The organism is Nonomuraea sp. CX421 (assembly GCF_059358955.1).
Genome location: NZ_JCADBK010000030.1, coordinates 14169 through 33671 on the forward strand (window position 1 = coordinate 14169; position 19503 = coordinate 33671).

19 protein-coding genes are annotated in these 19503 nt (G+C 68.5%); 14 read left to right on the forward strand and 5 right to left on the reverse strand.

The features are described 5' to 3' along the window. The first annotated feature begins 56 nt into the window (after window positions 1-56). The 9 genes from AC5L3X_RS34330 (at window position 57) to AC5L3X_RS34370 (ending at window position 6294) form a co-directional block, all read left to right on the forward strand. Window positions 57-839 (forward strand): hypothetical protein, encoded by a 783-nt coding sequence (locus AC5L3X_RS34330; RefSeq protein WP_494862603.1) that lies wholly within the window; start codon window positions 57-59, stop codon window positions 837-839. Window positions 840-1287: 448 nt separating this feature from the next. After that, a complete protein-coding gene (locus AC5L3X_RS34335) occupies window positions 1288-2472 on the forward strand; it encodes an FAD-dependent monooxygenase (protein WP_494862605.1) in 1185 nt (394 codons plus the stop codon). After that, window positions 2469-2717: a hypothetical protein gene (locus AC5L3X_RS34340; RefSeq protein WP_494862607.1), complete on the forward strand. Its 249-nt coding sequence runs from the start codon at window positions 2469-2471 to the stop codon at window positions 2715-2717. Before AC5L3X_RS34335 ends, AC5L3X_RS34340 begins: the two co-directional genes overlap by 4 nt. A 201-nt stretch (window positions 2718-2918) precedes the next feature. Further along, on the forward strand, window positions 2919-3524 hold the full coding sequence (locus AC5L3X_RS34345) for a DUF4192 family protein (RefSeq protein ID WP_494862609.1): 606 nt from the start codon (window positions 2919-2921) through the stop codon (window positions 3522-3524). Between the two features lie 472 nt (window positions 3525-3996). After that, a complete protein-coding gene (locus AC5L3X_RS34350; protein ID WP_494862611.1) occupies window positions 3997-4185 on the forward strand; it encodes a hypothetical protein in 189 nt (62 codons plus the stop codon). A gap of 102 nt (window positions 4186-4287) precedes the next feature. Continuing rightward, window positions 4288-4785 (forward strand): single-stranded DNA-binding protein, encoded by a 498-nt coding sequence (locus AC5L3X_RS34355; RefSeq protein WP_494862613.1) that lies wholly within the window; start codon window positions 4288-4290, stop codon window positions 4783-4785. 92 nt (window positions 4786-4877) lie between these two features. Beyond that, a complete protein-coding gene (locus AC5L3X_RS34360; RefSeq protein WP_494862615.1) occupies window positions 4878-5267 on the forward strand; it encodes a hypothetical protein in 390 nt (129 codons plus the stop codon). Then, complete coding sequence (locus AC5L3X_RS34365; RefSeq protein WP_494862617.1) at window positions 5264-5578, forward strand: hypothetical protein; 315 nt, start codon at window positions 5264-5266, stop codon at window positions 5576-5578. The genes AC5L3X_RS34360 and AC5L3X_RS34365 overlap by 4 nt, the downstream gene beginning before the upstream one ends. Then, window positions 5575-6294 (forward strand): hypothetical protein, encoded by a 720-nt coding sequence (locus tag AC5L3X_RS34370; protein ID WP_494862619.1) that lies wholly within the window; start codon window positions 5575-5577, stop codon window positions 6292-6294. The genes AC5L3X_RS34365 and AC5L3X_RS34370 overlap by 4 nt, the downstream gene beginning before the upstream one ends. Before the next feature lie 482 nt (window positions 6295-6776). Here the strand turns inward: AC5L3X_RS34370 and AC5L3X_RS34375 are convergent, their stop codons facing one another. The 5 genes from AC5L3X_RS34375 to AC5L3X_RS34395 all read right to left on the reverse strand — a co-directional run bounded on the left by AC5L3X_RS34375 (window position 6777) and on the right by AC5L3X_RS34395 (window position 10087). Beyond that, on the reverse strand, window positions 6777-7202 hold the full coding sequence (locus tag AC5L3X_RS34375) for a hypothetical protein (RefSeq protein WP_494862621.1): 426 nt from the start codon (window positions 7200-7202) through the stop codon (window positions 6777-6779). A 27-nt stretch (window positions 7203-7229) separates the two neighbouring features. Continuing rightward, window positions 7230-7952 (reverse strand): recombinase family protein, encoded by a 723-nt coding sequence (locus tag AC5L3X_RS34380; protein WP_494862622.1) that lies wholly within the window; start codon window positions 7950-7952, stop codon window positions 7230-7232. 270 nt (window positions 7953-8222) lie between these two features. Then, on the reverse strand, window positions 8223-8840 hold the full coding sequence (locus tag AC5L3X_RS34385; protein WP_494862624.1) for a hypothetical protein: 618 nt from the start codon (window positions 8838-8840) through the stop codon (window positions 8223-8225). Beyond that, window positions 8837-9418 (reverse strand): recombinase family protein, encoded by a 582-nt coding sequence (locus AC5L3X_RS34390; RefSeq protein ID WP_494862626.1) that lies wholly within the window; start codon window positions 9416-9418, stop codon window positions 8837-8839. The genes AC5L3X_RS34385 and AC5L3X_RS34390 overlap by 4 nt, the downstream gene beginning before the upstream one ends. 267 nt (window positions 9419-9685) lie before the next feature. Further along, window positions 9686-10087, reverse strand: coding sequence for a hypothetical protein (locus AC5L3X_RS34395; RefSeq protein WP_189128511.1), 402 nt, complete (start codon window positions 10085-10087; stop codon window positions 9686-9688). A gap of 981 nt (window positions 10088-11068) precedes the next feature. Here AC5L3X_RS34395 and AC5L3X_RS34400 point away from each other — a divergent pair. From AC5L3X_RS34400 to AC5L3X_RS34420, 5 genes are all read left to right on the forward strand, one after another. Further along, window positions 11069-11467, forward strand: coding sequence for a hypothetical protein (locus AC5L3X_RS34400; RefSeq protein WP_494862628.1), 399 nt, complete (start codon window positions 11069-11071; stop codon window positions 11465-11467). A 540-nt stretch (window positions 11468-12007) separates the two neighbouring features. Next, a complete protein-coding gene (locus AC5L3X_RS34405; protein ID WP_494862630.1) occupies window positions 12008-12592 on the forward strand; it encodes a YrhB domain-containing protein in 585 nt (194 codons plus the stop codon). 147 nt (window positions 12593-12739) lie between these two features. Then, window positions 12740-16753: a MobF family relaxase gene (gene mobF, locus AC5L3X_RS34410; protein WP_494862632.1), complete on the forward strand. Its 4014-nt coding sequence runs from the start codon at window positions 12740-12742 to the stop codon at window positions 16751-16753. 771 nt (window positions 16754-17524) lie between these two features. Further along, window positions 17525-18157, forward strand: coding sequence for a hypothetical protein (locus AC5L3X_RS34415; protein WP_494862634.1), 633 nt, complete (start codon window positions 17525-17527; stop codon window positions 18155-18157). A 236-nt stretch (window positions 18158-18393) separates the two neighbouring features. Next, complete coding sequence (locus AC5L3X_RS34420) at window positions 18394-19251, forward strand: phosphotransferase (protein WP_494862636.1); 858 nt, start codon at window positions 18394-18396, stop codon at window positions 19249-19251. Window positions 19252-19503: the final 252 nt, after the last annotated feature.

Here is a 19503-nt window from a genome sequence, read left to right on the forward strand (position 1 = left end):
CCTTTCAACTACGGGCGGCGCTCGCCCGAGTACAGATGTGATTGGTGCAGTCAACAGTGCAGCGTTCCAAAGGCGTCCCGCTCGACGAGGCTCGCGAGGACCTCGTCACGCGCGGCCGCCGCTACCTGCACCTGGTCGGGTACGAGGTCAGCGAGGCGCGGCGGATCGCCAGGGACAAGCAGTACGACACCGAGCTGCGCTGCGGCTGGTATCCCCTCGCGGACCAGGGGCTTGACCGGGCCGCTTGTCTGGCCGGCATCCAGGCCAGGACCGGCCGCATCTGGAACAAAAGCGCCTGCTCGTTCTGCCCGTTCGCCCTCACCGGCCCGACCGGGCAGGCCCGCACCCTCGACCGGTTCGAGACCTTCCCGGCCGAAGGGGCCCTGCCGCTGGCCTTGGAAGAGATCGCGTTCAGGCTGAACCCGACCCAGGGCCTGGCCGGCATGGACAGGCGTGATCGGGTCGGCATCCTGCTGCGAGACCTGATGGCCGACCGCTCTGCCCTGGCGGCTGTGCTGGCCGAGCACGAGGCACGACTCGACCGCATCACCTGGGCGCTGTATCAGGTGCAGCGCGCGATCATCAGCCCCCGGCAGGTGCCGCGCCGCATCGTCGCCGTCCGGACCGGTACTCGCAGCGCCATGGAAGCCGCCGTTCTCCAGCTTGGCACCTCCTGTGAGCTGGCCGAGCAGAAGAGGGTGCGGCGGGCCTGGCGCAAACGGCGCGGCTCCAGCCCGCCCACCGCTGAGGAGTTCTTCGTGGCCGCGCCGTTCATCGCAGCGGAGAAGCACCGGCCGGGGTTCTGGGCTCGGTGGGCCGAGGTGAGTCCGGCCGGCTGATCTGGTGGCCGACGGCACCCCCCGCCGCCGAGATCGCCGCCCACCCGTGGCGGCCCGGAGGCTGGTGCTGCTCCAGAGAGCATGCCGCGGTCCTGGATGCGGTGGCGCGGTACCCGCCTCGCCGAGCCGGTTCGGCGTTCGGCGACGGGCCAGGACGGGCGGGCCTTTCCCTTCCGGCTTCACAGCCTGCGTCACGGGGCGCCGCCCGCTCAACCGCCCTCTCGCCCCGCGTTGAGGGGCTCTGAGGGGGCGAGGTCTGGCCTGGCCACAGATCTTTTGCTGACGCAAAACATCTTGACCAGCCCAGACACGGGCGGTTGCGCGGACAGCTTCCCGCGCCGCTGACGGCCGCCGCCGGAAGGGGAAGTCCCCGCCGCCGCGGCTCCCGGGCCAACGCCGAGCCTTCCTCTTCCGGCAGCCCCGTCAGTCACACGCCTCAGGAGCTGCCATGATTCCGCTCGCCCACCCTCACACCGCCTCGCCCACGGCCGACGGAGAGCCCTCGATCGCCATCGTCGGCGCCTCCATCACCGGCCCCACCCTGGCCTTATTACTCCGCCAGGCCGGCCTCACCAACGTCACCGTCCTGGACGCCTCCCCTCACCTGCACGCGCAGGCCGGCGGCGTCATCGGCCTGGAGAACGCCGCCCTGGACGTCCTGGACTCCGTAGGCGTCCCGCAGCACGAGTTCGTCCCCTTCACCAGCGAGCGCGTGGTCGCGGTCAAGGTCGCCGACCGTTGCGACGCGGGCCACACCCACACCTTCTACCCGGGCCGCTCCACCGCCTGGCACCTGATCAACACCGCGCTGCTGCAGCGCCTCCCCGAGGGGTGGCTGCGCCTGGGCAGCCGCGTCCAAGGCCTGGCCACCGACGTCGACGGTCGCGCCCAGCTGCAGATCGCCGACGCCGACCCGCTCAGCGCCGACCTGGTCGTCTTCGCTGACGGCCGCCGCTCGACCGGCCGCCGCCTGCTCGACCCAGGCCGCAAACTCCGCTACGGCGGCTACGTCGCCTGGCGCGGCCAGTCGCCGACCGTCCTGCCGGACCTCCACGACTACACCAGGCTGGAACTCCCCGGCGCAGGCTTGCACCTGTTCCCGATCCTGCAGCGCGACGGCGCCGTCGTCACCGACTGGACCTTCTACATCAACCACTCCGAGCAGGAGTTCCGCACCCTGCTGGACGCCGACCCCGTCCGCCGCACCTACGTCCTGCCCCACCAGATCACTCCCCAGGTGCGCCGGCACATCACCGACCACGCCCGGCAGCTACTGCCCAGCCAGGCGACCGCGATCATCGAGGCCACCCCCAGCTGGACCGCCGCCCCCATCGTCGACATCGCGCCACCCGAGCGCATGATCTACCCGATCGGCCGCCACGCCCACGCCGTCCTCTTGGGCGACGCGCTGGCCCCGGTCCGGCCCAACACCGCCCGCGGCGCCAACAACGGCATCGAGCAGGCCACCTCCCTGGCGGCCACGCTGAGGCAGCACCTGCGCTACGGAGCCGACCTGCCGGTGGCGCTGGAAGGCTGGCAGCGCCGCAACCTGCCCGCCGTGCACGCAGCGCTGGAGCTCGGCCCCAAGCTGGGCGCCACGCTCGGCCTCGGCCACCACCCGGTCTCGCCATGACCGGTGACTACCGGCCAGCCCGGACCATCGAGCCGGGCTGGCACGTCCACCTCGCCGCCGACACAGACGGCGGGTGGATGCCCGTCCTGGCCCGCATCGACACCATCAGCGCGACCGGCCAGCAACGCGTCTGGTTCCTCGGCCAGAGCCAAGCCGCAATCGCCAGAGCCGACGATCTGGTCTTCAGCCGTACCCCGGATGAGGCAGGCGCCGCAGCCCAGAACGACCGTGACCCTCGGGAGTAACCGCCAAGGAAGTGCCAGGTGTCCGGGCCGTCGTCGACCGCCATGACGCTCATCGGGGCGGGCATCCGCGCCACCCTGGCCAGCTTCACAGCCGGGGTGGGCAACACACCTACCGCGCCTCGCCGTCGAGCAGGTAGCGCTTCATCAGTTGATCCGCCTCTTCTGGAAGGGAACACCCCCATGCCTTCTACCAGGCATTCCATGCACCTACCCACCCCATATGACGGTGCTGAGCACCGTCGACGCCTGACTGTCCGAGGCGCCACCGAGTTGTCGGCTCAGCTCCTTTCCCCGGCGGAACCACCGGTGGGTCAGATCGTCGAAGACGGCCTGGCCCGGCTGCGTCAGGCGATCGCCCTGTATCGCGAGGGCAAGACCCTGGACGACGTCACTGCGGTCCGACTCGCCTTCGACCTGCAGATCATCCGCATCCGCGACGAAGCCTGGCTGACCCTGGAGACCGACCCGGCTACAGCGGCCGCCCTGACCGCGATGCTGGTCGACCTGGCCCGGCACGTGGACGATCCCTTCCTGGCTCCCGTCGGATCGTTGCTGGCCGTCTCCGCCTGGCTCAACGGCGAGGTCGGCCTGGCACGCCGCGCGGTGGCCACGGCCTTGGCGGTGGCACCCTCCTACTCGATGGCCCATCTCGTCGGGCATGCGCTGAGCCGCCATCTGCCCGCGCCCCGGCTCAGCGCCCAGTTGCCGACCATCGAGGAGATCGACGCGGCCATGGGTACCCCGCACGCCGGATGGTTGAGGCCGTTGCAGTGGCTGCTGGCCGTCTATCTCGAGTCTCACGGCTGACGCGAAGGCGGTGGTGGAGCCCCCAAGGGGCCCCACCACTCTCGGCCGCAGCAGAACCGCCTGAGGCCGCCTGCTGAACGGGTTGCGCCCCCCATGAGCGGATGCCATGCGGGTCGCCGGGCGCGAGGCGGGTTCTCGCCGTAGCGGGCTTCGTCGCGGAGGTGGCAGCGTACGCGTGCGGCTGAGGCGAGGCTCATGGCCGCCCCACCCTGCCGTAAGTCCCTGCTGGGCACCCGCCCCGCATTTCGGATCAGTCAGCCTCGCAGGCACGTTCCTCCAGGCAACCCAGGCTTTCGCTGCGCTCACCCCGCCCGGCCAAGATCTTTTGACGCAAAAGCAGAACCGGGCGCCAAAACATCTTGGCCGGACAGGGCCGCCTGGGTTGCCTTCCGTCTCTTCCGCCTACGTGTCCTCCCTCACCGAAACACGGAACGGCCGCCCAGCAGGGGCACCGTACGGAAGGGAGCCAGCAATGAGCCTCACCCTCGACACCCCCCTCTACCGCACCGACATCACCGCCTGCACCCGCTGCGGCGACGAGGTCAGCTTCGAGCACAGCTACAAGACCCTCGCCGGTGGCCGGATCTGCCTGGGGTGCGTGAGCGAGGCCGTCGAGGCCTACCGCGAGTCCACGGTCGCCGACCGCGACATCCCCTTCTAGCCCGCCCCGCGCCGGTGGCGGGGGCTCCGGCCTCCGCCACCTTCCACGGCCCCTGTTTCGGACCCGTCCCGTTTCACCTCACTACTCCCCTTGGAGGACACCATGGCCGCAGGCGACACCGTCATCACCATCGTCGGCAACCTCGTCGACGACCCCGAGTTGCGCTTCACCCCGACCGGTCAGGCGGTGGCCCGATTCCGCGTCGCGTCCACCCCGCGGTTCATGGACCGCCAGTCCAACGAGTGGAAGGACGGCGACAGCCTCTTCCTGACCTGCAACGTGTGGCGGCAGCCGGGCGAGAACGCCGCCGAGAGCCTCACCCGTGGCATGCGCGTCATCCTCCAGGGCCGGCTCCGGCAGCGGTCTTACGAGACGAAGGAAGGCGACAAGCGCACCGTCTACGAGGTCGAGGTCGACGAGATCGGCCCGTCGCTGCGCCACGCCACCGCCAAGGTCACCAAGGTCCGGCGTAACCGGCCCAACACCCCGCCCCAGGAGAACCCGTGGGACGGCATGCCCACCGAGGGCCAGGAGGCCCCCGCCGAAGGTGTCCCCGCCATGGCCGCCGCCGGTGCGGCCGGTGACCAGCCGGACTTCTAACCCCTGGCCGGGGCCCGCCCAGCTCTCCGGGCGGGCCCCGGTGATCCCCCGTCCCCTCTCGCTCCGCCCTGCCACCGGCCTCCCTCTCCCCGGTGGCAGGGCGGCCCCACACCGACATGGAGAACGTCCCGATGATGTCGACGTCGGCACGCGCCGACCTGACCGAACTGCTGAGCTATGTCGGCTCCGAACTCAACGACCCCCGCGCGGACCTGCGGGCCACCCTGCTGCACGTGACCGCCGAACTGGCCCGCCTGCTGACCCAGGACATCGACGACCGCGAACTCGACTTGGTGTTCGACCAGCCCCCGACGCTGCCCACCCCTGATTGTCCCGTGACATCCGGTGAGATCGTCTCCCTTCCCGGCCGAGGTCCCGCCCTGGTGCTGGCCATACGGGAAGAGGGCGCCCTGCTCAAGGTCCGCGACGAAACCGGAGTGCGTCACATCCAGCGCAAGTCGGACGGATGGGCCGAGCTGTGAGCGGTTACGAGTTCGGCGAGTACGAACCGCTCCCGTTCGAGGGCCACCAGCTTCTGCTCACCTCCTGCTGCCGCTGCGGGCTGCAGCCGCTCATCATCGATCCCGAGACCGCTCTCTCCGTCCTGATCCACCGGGCCACCGGAACCCCCGTCGACCCGGACGGCAACCCAGCGCACCGAGATGATCCCTTCGTGCAGCGCGAAGCCCTGTGCCCAGGCTGTATCCGGCTGTGTCAGCGGGCCATCGCGGAGGGCAAGCTCGTGTCCTGGCCACGGTGGACGTCGCCCGCCAGCGAAACCGACCCGGCATGACGCGCCACGTGGTCCAGTTCTCCGGCGGCATCGGCAGCTGGGCCGCCGCCCAGCGTGTAGCCGCCGAGCACGGGACCGACCGGTTGACTCTGCTGTTCGCCAACACGCTGGTCGAGGACGACGACCTGTACCGGTTCAACCGGGACGCCTCCGACCAGCTCGGCGTCGACCTCACCGTGGTCAGCGACGGCCGCACCCCGTTCGAGGTGTTCCGCGACGTCCGTTTCCTGGGCAACGCCAGGATCGCCCCCTGCTCGTACTGGCTCAAGCAGAAGCCCTGCCGCGACTGGCTCACCACCCACGCCGACCCGCGGACCGCCATCGTCTACATCGGCATCGACTGGTCCGAAACGCACCGCATCCCCGGCATCCGGCGGGGCTGGTCACCCTGGCGGGTTCGCTTCCCGATGGCCGAGCCGCCCTTCCTGACCAAGGACCAGATGCTCGACGCCGCCCGCGCCCTGGGTATCGAGCCGCCCCGCCTGTACGCCGAGGGCTACCGGCACAACAACTGCGGTGGGAGCTGCGTACGGGCCGGACAGCGGCAATGGCTTCACCAGTTGCGCACGCATCCCGACCGCTTCCTGCACGCTGAGCATGAAGAGAACCGGCTGCGCGCCGAACTCGGCGACGTCGCCATCCTCAAGCAACGACGGTCCGGCGTGACGTATCCGCTGCCGCTGGCCGAGCTACGCCGGCGAGCCCAGGCTGCCTGACGCCCTCACGCCGGTGGCCGGTGCGACCCCTTCCATGGGGCAGATCGGGGGCGCTGACCTCCTCGGCAACCTCGTCGGGAAGGTGGACACCGAGGGCCGAACACAGGGATTATCCGGACGGGCTGGCCACCGTACCGCGGCCGGCCTGTTGCGGGGCGCAGAGGCTGCGCTCTTCCCTCGTCACTCAGTCGCTTCGCTCCCTCGCTCCTCAGTCCAGAGCACAGCCCGCCCCTTGAGGCCGGCCGCTTGAAACGCGCGCCGCCGTACCCCGGCCGGCGGGCGCCGTCGTCACTACTGGCCGACCCGGTGGTACCTCGCCGTAGCGGGTGCGGGAGCCAGCCTTTCCGCACACGGGGCGCTCGCTGCGCTCGCGTCGTAAGCGATCGGCCTGCGGCCGACCCCGTGCGCGGCGCGTTCACTTCGGCTGCACGTCGGCTCCGCTGGCGCTGCGTCTCCGTTTCGCCTCAGCTCACGCGCTCAGCTCACGCGCTCAGCTCTACGCCGAGCCGCTCCAGCCGGGAGCGGATGGCGCTGCGGCTGCGGCCGAAGGCCTGTGCCAAATCTCGGATGGTGGCGCCAGTAGCTGCGGCGAGGTCCTTGAGCCGCTGGTCGTCCTCGGCCGTCCAGGGCCGGTGCGAGTTGCTGTGCGTGCGCCGCCGCTCCTGCAGCGTTGGTGCCGGCCGGTTACCGGATAGTGCGGCCATGCCGCCGGTCAGTAGCTGGGCGAGCACCGGCACGTCGGCCGCGGGGACGGGCTGCGCGGTTTGCCAGTCGACCAGCAGTTGGCCGTCGGCGTCGTTCCCGCGCATCTCGATGTGCAGCCGGTCGTCATCGACGGTCAGGGTCAGCTCGTAGCGGTGGCCGTCGTGCTCGGCCTGCAGGCGTACCTGCGACATGGAGGGGGACACAGATTCTCCTTCAAAGGGGGCATGAGGTCACTGGTCGAAGACGCGCTTCGGCAGCTGGCCTCGATCCGCGGACTCGGTCAGGGCGGGCCGGTCGCCGGTGGTGAGCTCGGGCACGTATTTATAGATGGTGGAGCGGCTGACGCCGAGGAGCCGGGCGATGCTGGAGACGCTGTTGCCCGGGTGGGTGAGCAGGTCGCGGGCGTGGCGGATCTGCTCGGGGGTCATCGCGGGCGGGCGGCCCAGGCGCTGACCGCGCATCCGGGCGGCCTCCAGGCCCTCGCGGGTGCCCTCGACGATGAGTTCGCGGATGAACTCGGCCAGCGCGGCGAAGACGTGGAAGACCAGCCGACCGCCGGGTGTGGTGGTGTCCAGCGCCTCGTGCAGGGAGCGGAAGCCGATACCGCGCTTGCGCAGTCCAGCGACGATGGAAATGAGATCTTGCAGGGAGCGGCCGAGCCGATCCAGGGAGGGCACCACGAGGGTGTCCCCTTCGCGAAGGTAGTCCAGTGCCTTCCACAGTTCTTCGCGTTCGGCGTTCTTGCCGGACTTCTTGTCGGAGAAGATCCGCATGCAACCGACGGCCTGGAGCGCGGTGATCTGGCGGTCCAGGAGTTGGCCGGCGGTGCTGACCCGGGCGTAGCCGATGAGGGCGCCGGTCGCCTTCGCGGGCACGGAGGCCAGAGGATCCTCGACGACGAGATCGGCAGCGAGGTTTTCGGCATCCTCGGCGGCGGGTGGGATGATCGTCACCGCGCCATAGTATGAGAAACGGTGCCGTCGGAGTTGTTGGACACTCCGACTTTTCGACATGTTTTTTGGACATCTTGGCGGGGTTGATCTTGGGATCCGGGTGTCGATTTCCGAAGCCCTCTGCACGGATGTCTGAAGTCGTGTGCACACCCAGGTGGGCCGCCTGCCGCCGTCGAGCATGGAGGCGCTGACCAGTGGGGCCCGAGGGAGCACGGCTCCGTGCAAGTGAGCTCACCCTCGGGTCGCGCGTCGCTGGTCAGATGGGCAGCACTACAGAGGCGACGTAGCTGCCTTAAGGTGTCGGGCCACGGTCAGCAGGTCGCGGGTGCGGAAGTATTCCGCTGGGTCGTCGTGGTAGAGCGCGGGTTGGAGGCGGGCATCGAGCTGGTCGATGCAGTCGGCCAGCAGCCGGCGTTGCCCGGGGGGTAGATGACCCTCCGTATCGAGGCATGTCTGCACGCATGCACGAAGGTTGTGCGCGAGCTTGTCGTCGTCGGTGAGCAGGATCGACAGCCGTCGCCGGTGCCAGAAGGACACGGCATGCAGCGCTGCCTCCCGGCGCGCTCCATACCAGTGCCGGGGGGCGTACGGATTGATGTCGTTGGGGTGGGGGCTTCGCTGACCGCGCTGCTTGGCCTCTCGTCGGGCGGCCGCGTAGGCACGCTTGGCCTCCTGCCAGGCCGAGCGGCTGGCCTCCAGCATGGCCAGGGCCCTCAGCAGGGCGGCCTCCTCGGTGCTGAACGGCCCGGCTTTGGCGTGCAGGAAACTCAGGGTCGCCTCGAAGCCGATCGGCCGATAGAGCTGTACGCACGAGCGAAGCGCAGATACCCGACGCTGGTGAGGCAGGGCGGGGTCGCGCACCTGGCGGGCGAAGGTGCCGAAGCTCATCTGGTCGTGTTCCGCATCCGCTCCAGCACCCGGTAGACGGTGGCGCGGCCGACAGCGAACACCTCCATCAGGTCGGCGATGGTGTAGTCGCCGGTGGCGTGCATGCGGACCAGTTCGGCCTGCTGCCGTGTGGTCAGCTTGGGGGCTCGGCCCTTGAGCCGGCCGCGTGAGCGGGCTATGGCCATGCCCTCACGGGTGCGCATCTTGAGCAGGTCGGCCTCGAATTCGGCGAAGACGGCCAGCATGTTGAAGAACAGCTTCGACATCGGGTCGGATGGGTCGTAGACGCTGCCGCCGAGCGACAGCCGCACCCCGTGGGTGACCAGGGTGTCGCCGATGTCGCGGGCGTCGGGGACGGAGCGGGCGAGCCGGTCGAGCTTGGGCACTACCAGCGTGTCGCCGGAGCGGACGGCTGCCAGGGCTTGGTCGAGTCCGGGCCGTTCGCGGTTGGTGCCGGTGAGTCCCTTGTCGAGGTAGATGCGGTCGTCGGCGACGCCGAGGGAAGCAAGGATTTCGCGCTGGGCGGTGAGGTCTTGGGCGACGGTCGAGCATCTGGCGTAGCCGATGAGTTCTCCCACCCGACTACCGTACCGTTTAGCCCCCATCACCGGACATTTTTGCGGACTACCTATCTGAGACGTTAGGGCGGCGTGCCGAGCTGCGCTTCGATGATCTCCGCGGCCGCGCACCCTGATGTCCGGTTGAGGTTCCTCTAACGGACACGTTGGGAGGGGGCGAAACGGCCGGGCTCGGGGTCGGGAAAGAAGGAGGCGGGAGATGCCCTGGCCGATTTATGAAGGCGCGTTTCCGGTCATACGCCTCAGCGCGCGAGCGGCCCCGCCGCGTCACCAGCAGCGCATGTCCGTCCAGGTGTCGTCGTACATCCCGTCCAGGTCGATGATCACTGAGTTTGTGGCAGAGGTGCCATCCACGCGGGTGCCGGGCTCGTCGAATGGCGTCCAGCCCACGACCTCGTAGTCGCCGAGGTCTCCGTCGGGGTCCTCGATCTTCGCCTGGCGATAATGGTTCAGCACCTCTTGGATAGGCCGGTCGGTGGAGAGTTCGAAGCGGATGGTGTACCAGCAGTCGCCGGAGTCACCGCTCACCTCGACCTGCAGGGCGAAGTACCCGAAGTCCGTTCCGGGCGGCAGCGGATACTCCTGGATGCGGTCCACCATGCGCGCCAGCCGGTGGTCATTGATCCACACCGGCGCCATGACGATCGCCGCGAGCAGCAGGAGCGGCATTATCGGCAAGGCCAGGCAGCCGATCCGGCGAGCGATTCGTGAACGTCTGGACTCTTGCGGTGGTGTGGGTGCGGGCGGGTCCCGGGGGATCGACATGGATCACATGATCACGTACCCGTTCCCACTCGCATAAAGTCCCGCTCTGCTCGAGATGGATATCGCACCGTCGCGAGTTCGCGTCTTCTGCGATCTCGCGACGCTCTCCTCCCGTCTGCGGCCAGTTGCACTGCGGTGGCCGCCGCGTGCAACATCGCTTCCTGCCGGGGGCGGGCTCAGCCGCTCGTACGGCCGCCAGAAGGACAGGCCGGCCCGGAACGGCAGATCCGCGGCGTCCCAGATCTGGTGCAGGAGGGCGGCTCGAGCGCCGGGGAAGCAGGTCCGACACGACGCCTCACCCGCACGCCACCGGCCCAGCAGCACGTACACCTGACACCGCGAGATCCCCAGTTCGGACGCCACCGCATCCGCAGCGGCCAATCCCACCCGCGGCTCGGCAGCCTAGCCGGCCGATCACCTCGGCCTGGCATACCGCCACGTCCCACGACTCGTCCCAGGCGGTCAGCACGCCCCGCTCAATAATCTGCGCCTGCCCGCCGTCCATGCCGGGACCTCCGGACGGAAGGCGAAGTGCTCGGCCGCGACTGAGTCTAGCGGGCATGTCCTACGCGGTCGAGGATCCGACGATCCACCCGAGGTACGTGACCAGGCCCGCCGCATCCCGGGATGTCGCGCGGTGCCGCGCCGCTGTCAGCCCGTGGTGTTCCGCTCCGGTCGAAGCTCGCAGGCACCGGACTTCCGCACAACCCCGGCTTTCGCTGCGCTCACCCCGCCCGCCCACAGATCTTTTGCTGGCGCAAAACATCTTGGCCGGGCCCGGCCGCCGGGGATTGCGCTCCCGCCCTCCACGCCTGCGCTCACTTCCTCCGTCGGAACACAGACGGGCACCCAGCTGAGGGCGTCCCGCACAACAAGGGAGCGGCTATGACCCCGGACACCACCCCTGACCAGCCTCGCCGAATCACCCCCGGACGCAGGTTGCGCCAGCTGATCACCTTTCTCCTGCGCGCCTGGCAGGGCCACCGCCTGCCCCGGCCCACTCCGGTCGGCGCAGCCGACCTGGCGATCATCGATCAACTCGGCCTGGCCCTCATTCAGCTGGTGCAGACCTACCCGGCCAGCTTCGCCCCCGACGTCGAGGCGGTCCTGATCGTCGAACGGCCGGAGCGTGAGCGCCGCTACATCATGCCGCTGCAGGTCAGCGAGACCATGCGGCTTCACCACCTGATCACCATGGAGCTGACCACCCTGCGCAACGCGGCCCCCGGCGGCAGTAACCAGTGCGCGCACTGCCGCGGCTCCGGCCTCGCGGCCCCGTTCTAAAGAAGTGCCCTGCCCGCGCCGGGCGAGCCTGGCGCGGGCAGACGCTCCGGTGCAGGTGCGAGAAGTAGGCCGGACCGGCTGGTCGCCGTACCGCGGCGGGCCTCGGAGGGGCGGGCCGCTTGAAACATGCGCCGCCGTACGTTGATCCCGCAGGGCACCTTCGTCACTACTCGCCGACCCGAATGTGCCTCGGCGTAGCCGGTGTGGCCCTTCCCTTCCTTTTCCAAGTGGTAGGGGTTTGGCTCTCTTACGGTGCAGAAGGTAGAGCGCTGTGTCATTTGACGCGATACCTCTCTTGTCGCATCTCTTACTATTTGTCACACTCTTATCAAGATCGATAGCCGGAATGGACCAAGGTATCTATGAAGACACGTCCTATTCGTAGCCGTGTTGGCGGCCAAGGGTGTCGTGTCCGAATGTGCTTTGCGACGTTCGGGCCTGCCCTGTGAACGGCCGGCGAACGTCCGGATTGGTCCTGCACCAGGACGGATCTAACAGGAGAAGAACGGGCCGATGATCGATAGAGAGGACGCCGTACGCTTGATCGAAGAGCTGCTCCGTGCCGAGGAGTGCGAGTGCGTGAATGACGGCCACGTGCTCTCCCTTGCGATCGCTCAAGTGATCGACCACCCATTCGGCTGGATCGTCAGCTATCAGTCCCAGGCATACCTCCGCAGCGGCAACGCCAGCGATCTGCTTGTTGGCAACGGTCCCTATCTAGTTGACCGCGATGACGGCAGCATCCACCTCATTCCGGTTACCGACTACGTCACCGGGCTCTGGGAAGACGAGTATGAGCGGCGCATCAAACCCATCGATTCTGTCGAGAACGACCTTCATCGTGACACCCCGTTCGCGATCGAAGTTCGTGAGGCGCTGGCACGGGAGGGGCGGGGCGCCGCCATTCGCCTCCTCCGGCGACGTGCTCCCAGCCTGAACATGACCCAAGCCCGTGACTACGTTGCCGCGATCGGGGCCCGCGCACGCCCGACAGCTGAGTTGATCGAACTGGTCCGGCCATCCGAACCGGTCTCACCCCGGCTGGGAATCATGACCATCACGGGCCCTCTCCTGTCGGCCGCCGACCCTCCTGAACCCGGCTCGGCAGGGGCGACACCGAAATGAAGAGTAAGTCCGAACGAACAGACTGACGGCTGTTCACCTTGACCTTGCATACGGCGGCTCAGCTCTTCGGGCGGTCGCAATCCTCAAGGGGAACGGACACGAAGGAGGTGGATCGCGTTGGCTTGGGTGAGCGTGATCGGACCCTCCATGGAGCAGGTGGAGTACCGGCTGCAGGACGGTGCCGGGTGCGGTGCGCATCGCGATGATGACCGGGCTCAGGGCCTGCCGGGGCAACCGCACGAACGGATCGCCTACCGGCCGGCCGACGAACGCGGGCTGATGTGGATCGGCCAGGGCCTGTGCGAGTTCGGCATCGTCCCTCAGACCCGGCTCACCTCCGACCAGTACGGGACCGCGCGCGCCCTGATGGACGGCGTACATCCCTGGAGCGGCGAGGTCCTGGTGCCCGCCAAGCACGTGATCGACCCGCGAGCCAAGTTGTCCGCCGCACCGCTTTTGGCGGCCATGGAAGCGGCTGCGGCCGAGCAGGGCGCCACGGTCCAGACGCTGTTATCCGACCGTCCCGCGGTGGCCAGGCGAGTGGCTCGCATGGCACGCGGTATCGCCCGGCAGGGCGAGGCGCATCTCATGACCGTCACCGACATCGAGCAAGTCGCCCGTGCCGCGGGTATCGATCCGGAGCAGGCGTACACGGCTGACGAACTGGACACCGCACGCCGCTGGCGCAAGGCCCGAGTACGCATCGGCAACCGCGGCTACGACCTGACCCTGGACGTCACCAAGAGCATGTCGGTGCTGTACGGGTTGGCCGGGCGGGAGTTCGCCGCTGAGCTGGAGGCGGTGTTCGCTGACGCGGTGGTCGAGACCGTCACCGCCGTGGAGGGCTGGGCCGCCTATGGCCTTCGCGGTCACCAGGGCGACGGCCAGTTGGCTGAGAGGGCGGAGTCGACCGGCCTGCTCGGGTGGGTGATGTGGCACCGTACCGCCCGGCCGGTGGACGGAGCGGCACCCGACCCGCATCTGCACGCACACGTGACGATCGCGAACATGGTACGCGGTCGCGACGACGGCCGGTGGTCGGCGATCGGCGCCGGCGGGCGAGACGTCCACCGGCATGCGCACGCCGCTGACGCTCTCCTCAAGGCGCGCATCCGCCGGGTGCTGACCGAGCGGTACGGCATTGCCTGGAGCCGGGATCAGCACACCGGCGCGTGGGAGATCTCGGCCATCCCGGAGCGGGTACGCGTCCTGTTCTCCAAGCGGGACGGCCAGGTAAAGGCGTTGCTGGCGCGGCTGGGCAAACCCTATGACGAGGCCTCGCGCGAGGCCCGCAAAGTGGCTTCGGCGGAGAGCCGCCAGCGCAAGCAGGACGATGTCGACGAAGTGGACCTGCGTGCCGACTGGCGCCGACAGTTGGCGACCGACGGTATCGACGCGGACGCGCTGGTGCAAGGCTCCCGGGAGGGCGCTGGGCTACCCCCACGGCCGGGAGCGGAGCAGATCGCCGCATGGATCTGGCGCGCTGAGGGTGGTCTGACCGCGCATCGCAAGGTGGTCACCCGCGCTGACGTGCTGGCCGCGGTCATCGACGCGCTGCCCGACGGAGTGGCGGATGTGGCCGAGGTCGAGGCGCTCACCGACGAGGTCCTGCAGAAGGCGCCCGCAGTGGAACTGCCCGAGTCCGGGGCGAGCCACCTGAGCAACGCGGAACGTTTCACCTCCCAGGATGTCCTGGCCGCCGAGAACGCGATCTTGGCCAGTGTGCGGCGTAGATACGACAGCGGTGTAGCGGTGCTCGACGGTCAGACCGTGCGCATGGCCGTCGACGCCTTCCAGGTCGGCAACGCCGTGGAACTTTCGGCCGAACAGCGCGGCGCCTTGGATCGGGTGCTGACCGGCGGGCACGGTGTAGAGGCGGTCATCGGTGTGGCCGGCGCGGGCAAGACCACGCTCATGGCGGCCGTCAAGACCGCGTTCGAGGCGCGCGGCATGGTGGTGCGCGGCGCGGCCACCGCCGCGGTGGCGGCAGCGAACCTCACCGCCGAGTCCGGCATCGCCTCGCACACCATCGCTGGCTGGCTACGACGCATCCGTGATCCCGACCGGCCGGGACTGCGCGGGGTCGACGTGCTGGTGGTCGACGAGGGCGCGATGGTGGATGATCGCGAGCTGGCCGTGCTGCTGGAGGAGGCCGAACGCACCGGTACCAAGGTCGTGCTCGTGGGCGATCCGCTGCAGCTGCGCGCGGTGGGCGTCGGCGGTGGCTTCGGCGCGGTGCATCGCCAGATCGGCGGATTGACCCTGCGGGAGAACCGCCGCCAGCGGGATCCGCTGGAACGCAAGGCGCTGGAGCTGTGGCGGGCCCACCAGCGGCAGGAGGCCTTGGACGTGTGGAGCCAGGGCGGGCGGGTGCGTTCCGGGCGCGGCGCTGATGACACCATGGCTCAGCTCATCGCCGACTGGGCGGCGGCCAGGGTGCCCTATCTCGTGGGCAGTCGCGAGGCGATGCACGACGAGCTCGCCGGGGTGCTCGTACTGGCCGGCACCAATGAAGCCGTCGAACGGCTCAACCTGGCAGCTCGAGCGGTACGGCGCGAACTCGGCGAGATCACTGGGCCGGAGCGCACCTATCGGATCGCCGGCGGTCGCAGCGTCACCCTGGCGGTCGGCGACCACGTGCGAGTACGGCGCAACGACTATCGGGTGCGGCGCGGCGAGGGCGAACTCAACGTGCTCAACGGATACCGCGGCAGGGTGGCTGCCGTCGACGAGCGCGGCCGGGTGCAGGTCGAGTGGCGTCACACCGGCCCGGACGGGCCTTCCCTGGTCAACGAGTGGATCAGCCCCCGCTACATCGCCGAGGGCGGCCTGTCGTACGGCACCGCCCTGACGGTGGCCGCCGCGCAGGGCCTTACTGCCGAGCACGCCCTGGTCTACGGCATGGGCCTGGATCCGCACACCCTGTATTCGGCGATGGCCCGCGACCGCGCCACCGCGCGCCTGTACCTGCCGCTGGAGCTGCTGGAAACCGAGGCGGACCGGGCGCGTCACGGCGAGGTCAGGGGAGAGGCGGACGAACTGCAGCGGGCGATGGTGGCCTATGCCGCCACCTTGCGGGGCGACCGTACCGACAAGCTCCTTACGCCCGAGCCTGAGCCACTCGCCCCGCACGCGGCGAGTGCGTTGGAGCATGACATCAGCCGCCGCCGGGATGCGGAGCGCAAGACCGATCGAGAGGTGCTTCACGATGTCGGCATCATCCGGAGGTCTGCTACTGACGAACGGTCGCGTGATGCCGAGCAGGAAGCCCGGATGGCTGTGCGCCGGGCGGCCGCTGCGCTGGCCTTGGCTCAGTCGGAGTACGGGGTCGGGTTGCTGCCGGACGTCGAACTCGAGGAGCGCCTTGACGAGCTGGGCCGGAAGATCTCCGCTGCGGAGGCCGAAGCCCGGACGGCCGAGCAGGACAGGCAGAGCTACGCCGAAGCCGGAGGTGGGCCCTTCGAGCTTCGATTGATCGCCAAGCGCGACCACTTGACCGAGCAGATCCACCGGATCGAGGCGGCGTCTTCGACTGCTGAGCGAGCGCATCAGGCTGTTGGCGCGATGGAGGACAACCGAGAGCTCAACGAACTACGTCAGCGTGAACACGACCTCACCGGCGAGCTCGATGCGCTATGGGGTCGGGCGCGCCGTCGCGAGTTGGAGACTGAGCTGGGAGGCATACGGGAACGGCAAGCCCAACTGCAGCAGCGTCATCACGTCCTCGTCGAAAACATGACGCAGCTACAAAGGGATGCTCAGCAAGCGGCTGAACAGGCACCGCCAAGGGCCGCGTGGCCGCTGGTGCGGCGTCGCTATGACGACCTGAATCGCGACTTCGCCACCGCTCAACGCGGTGCTCGCACTCAGGACATCAATGATGCCGTGCAGCGAGCGGAGGCCGCTCGCAGGAATCGTGCACTTCTTCAGCAGGAGCGCACTGTTGTTCAGCAGGAGGTCGTCCGACGTGCCGAAATGTCGCCTGAGCGGCGCGACATCGAACAGGCTGTGCGCGTGGAGTACGTCGAACTTGTACAAGCCCGCTTCGAGCGAGGTACGGACCAGTCGCGTAATGAGCACCGGGTTGAACGGGAGCAGACCGAGCAGTCCCGATTGCTCGATCGTGAAGGAGGGAGCCGCGATCAGGGGCACGGGAGATAGGCAGGCCGAGAAAATATCGGGGCCTCCAGCGCAGAGGGGTATCGACTGCCGCTGTCCCCCTGGCAACCGCTGCGAAAGTGCCTAAAATCAGGGTCAGACGGCCACATAGTGCCAGGTCACGGAGCATGCCCCCACGGGCGTGGGGACGGGGCCATCAAGCGCGGCCGTGCGCTCGGCATCATAGGTTCACCCCCACGGGCGTGGGGACGGGACGTGGAGACTGGAGATCTGCCGGTTCACCCCCACGGGCGTGGGGGTGAACCGGTGCCGGCGGTGACAGGGGCAGGTCCCCATCGCCCGTCCCCACGCCCGTGGGGGTGAACCGGCATCCGCATGAGCGAGTTCGTGCCCGTGCCCGTGGTCCCTGTGGACGGACATGAGGTTCTCCTGGTGGGTGGCCACGAGCATCCTGGTACACGGCCAGGAATTCTCCTGGTGGGCGGCCAACACTTCTGAGGGCCCATGGCCACCGTGCTTGAGCGGAACCAACCCAAGGAGGAGCCTGGCAAGGCCGTGACGATCGCAGACGACAGCGTGCCGCCGCCGATGGTCAGGGCGATGCTCGATGCCGCAAGGCCTCCTTCGTCGGCCTCACGGCATCGAGCATCGCCCACCGGCTTCCGTTGGGCCGCCGATGTGGGCCAGATCCGAGTTTGATGCCACAGCCGATGCCTTGCGGCGATTGGTCGCCGGGCTGGGGTCCTCCTCGTGATCGGAAAACGTCGTGATCGATCGCTACCCTGTCGTCTCCGCTTATCGAGGAGGAAGCGCATGAGTCCGGTCGCGGGCGAGATGATCGACTACTACATACAACTGGTGAAGGATCTGGAACGGGTGCAGGATGGCAGCACCAGCGCGATGTTCTGGATGGTGGTGCGCGGGCGAGATGTGTCCCTCACGGTCGCCGATGTAGCCCGCCGGCTGGGCGCCGACCCCGACACGGCGGTTCCCCGCACGGTGCTGGAACTGGGGGAGCATGTCGTGCTGGAACAGAGCGACCATGGTGTGATCGTGCTGACGCAGTGCGCCTATCCCAGTGATCCTGAAATATGGGTTCGCCTGACCGAGAACGCGCAGGCGTGGGGTGTCTGGTGGCTGATCAACGCTGCGAACAGGTTGTTCTACGCCGCCGATGGGCAGCTTGTCACCGAGCTGGACACCTTGTATCCCGAGTCTTCAGGGTGCGCCGGCCAGAACCCTCGTGCGCTGGATTCCTACCTGGGCGCGCTGCGCGCTCTTGCCGACCAGAAGAGGGCCGACGACCAGGCCGGTGTGACACCCTCCGCTCCATACCCTGAGTGGGAGACCGCGCTGGCGACCGTGGAAGCGATGACCGGCGTGCGCTTGGACATCGACCGGTTTACCCGGGAGCAACAGTCGGTCCGCGCTCGCGGGCTGGGGTGATCTCCTCAGCGTAGTAGCCAGCTGAGCACTCAGTCCGGGCGAGAATCGGCAAGGTGGTACTGGCCGTCCACCGGGATTTCTCCTGGTCGGCGGCCATATGAGTCCGGGCTGATGGCCATGCGCTTCCTGGCCGGCGGCCATCGGAAATCCTGGTAGATGGTCAAGGAAATCACTCGATCATGCCCATGTGCCGCAGTACGGTCTAACACTTGGCCGGATTGAAGAGGGGAACCGCAATGAGCTCCGCCACCTACGTCGAACCTGCTGAATCCGAACCCGAGATCGCGCTGGTCGGCGGTGACGTCACCGAGGGCGTCGTGCGCGTCGGCGACACAGTGCGGCGTCCGGTCGGCTTCAACGCTCCGCTCGTCCATGCCTTGCTCCGCCACCTGGAGGTGGTCGGGTTCGCGGGTGCTCCGAGATTTCTCGGCATTGACGCGGCCGGACGTGAGGTGCTGACGTTCGTCGCTGGCGAGGTCGCCGGACGGCCGAGGCCTGCCTGGATCGCCGACGAGGAGCGGTTGGCTTCGGTCGGCCGCCTCGTCCGGGCCTACGACGACGCGGCCGCCGGTTTCGTCCTCCCTGAAGGGGTCCGGCCTTTCTCGGGGCTCACGGAACTCACCGAGCAGCCGGACATGCCGCCCGCACCGCCCTATCCGGCCGAACTGGTCGGGCACATGGACTTCACGCCTGACAACATCGTGTTCCGGGACGGCGAGGCCGCTGCGCTCATCGACTTCGACATGGCCAAGCCGGTATCCAGGGTCGACGAGGTGTGCAACGCAATGCTCTATTGGGCTCCGCTGGGTGATCCCGTCGACGCCGATCCGCTGCTGCAGAACGTCGATGCGCCGCGCCGCTGCCGGATCCTCGCTGACGCCTACGGGATGTCGGATACGGATCGTTCCCGGCTCGTCGAGGTGGCCGTACTGCGATCAAGGCGGGCGTGGTTCTCGATGAAGCAGATCGCCGAGGCGCAGGGCGGGGGTTGGGCGCGGATGTGGCAGGAGGGCGTCGGCGATCAGATCAAGCGGCGGGAGGCGTGGTTGGAGCGAAACGACGTGCTGATCGAAACGGCGTTGACCGCCCCATAGGTTCCGCGACGGGAGCAACGACAATCTCACTGGCATCGGACAAGCGGTTCCGAAACGCGGTGACATCGATTTCGCCCGAAGGGGCCCGCCCCGGAACCGACCGGCGAGCGGACCTACTTCTCACCCACGAAAGCCACCCGCCAGGAAGCTACCTGGCCACCCAGCAGGAGTTTTGACCGCCGCCAACCTGGATCAGGTTGGCCGCCCATCAGGAAAACCTCGTGTCCGTTCACAGTCCCCACGCCCGTGGGG

Excerpts from the sequence above, each read along its gene's own strand:
- AC5L3X_RS34335 (WP_494862605.1), top strand. The coding sequence starts at position 1,288 with ATGATTCCGCTCGCCCACCCTCACACCGCCTCGCCCACGGCCGACGGA.
- AC5L3X_RS34340 (WP_494862607.1), top strand. The coding sequence starts at position 2,469 with ATGACCGGTGACTACCGGCCAGCCCGGACCATCGAGCCGGGCTGGCAC.
- AC5L3X_RS34345 (WP_494862609.1), top strand. The coding sequence starts at position 2,919 with ATGCACCTACCCACCCCATATGACGGTGCTGAGCACCGTCGACGCCTG.
- AC5L3X_RS34350 (WP_494862611.1), top strand. The coding sequence starts at position 3,997 with ATGAGCCTCACCCTCGACACCCCCCTCTACCGCACCGACATCACCGCC.
- AC5L3X_RS34355 (WP_494862613.1), top strand. The coding sequence starts at position 4,288 with ATGGCCGCAGGCGACACCGTCATCACCATCGTCGGCAACCTCGTCGAC.
- AC5L3X_RS34370 (WP_494862619.1), top strand. The coding sequence starts at position 5,575 with ATGACGCGCCACGTGGTCCAGTTCTCCGGCGGCATCGGCAGCTGGGCC.
- AC5L3X_RS34385 (WP_494862624.1), bottom strand. The coding sequence starts at position 8,840 with ATGAGCTTCGGCACCTTCGCCCGCCAGGTGCGCGACCCCGCCCTGCCT.
- AC5L3X_RS34395 (WP_189128511.1), bottom strand. The coding sequence starts at position 10,087 with ATGCCGCTCCTGCTGCTCGCGGCGATCGTCATGGCGCCGGTGTGGATC.
- AC5L3X_RS34400 (WP_494862628.1), top strand. The coding sequence starts at position 11,069 with ATGACCCCGGACACCACCCCTGACCAGCCTCGCCGAATCACCCCCGGA.
- mobF (WP_494862632.1), top strand. The coding sequence starts at position 12,740 with ATGGAGCAGGTGGAGTACCGGCTGCAGGACGGTGCCGGGTGCGGTGCG.
- AC5L3X_RS34415 (WP_494862634.1), top strand. The coding sequence starts at position 17,525 with ATGAGTCCGGTCGCGGGCGAGATGATCGACTACTACATACAACTGGTG.
- AC5L3X_RS34420 (WP_494862636.1), top strand. The coding sequence starts at position 18,394 with ATGAGCTCCGCCACCTACGTCGAACCTGCTGAATCCGAACCCGAGATC.